Here is a 410-nt window from a genome sequence, read left to right on the forward strand (position 1 = left end):
GCGCTCACGCCGTTCAGCCTCGTGCCGGCCTGCTCGTGCTCGTCGTGCTCGATGTGGAAGCCCTTGCCCTTGCCGCCACCGCCACCGCCGCTTCCGGCGGAGGCGAGGTTCAGGCCCTCCTTGGCCCCCTGCACCCCCTCGTCGAAGCCGTCCTTGCCGGCCTGCTTCGTCCGGTCGAGGTCCACGCCGTTCTGCACGCCCAGCGCGTCCATGCCCACCTGGACCACCAGGTCCGCCGCCATGTTCTCCAGCGCGGCCACGACCGGCTCGGTCATCACCGAGACGACGTGACCGACCGCCTCCTCCATCGCGGCCGTGATCAGCTTCAGCAACTGCTTCTTCGTGAAGGCGATCGCGCCCGCGCCGAGCAGCGCGGACAGACCACCGGTCACCGGTATCAGCGCCAGGGC

The 410-nt window shown here is 70.5% G+C and carries 1 protein-coding gene; it reads right to left on the reverse strand.

Translation table 11 applies throughout. The features are described from left to right. A partial coding sequence (locus K7G60_RS38715; protein ID WP_225805647.1) for a hypothetical protein occupies nt 1–410 on the reverse strand: 410 nt, incomplete at both ends.

The organism is Streptomyces sp. NK15101 (genome assembly GCF_020400725.1).
Taxonomy (GTDB): Bacteria; Actinomycetota; Actinomycetes; order Streptomycetales; family Streptomycetaceae; genus Streptomyces.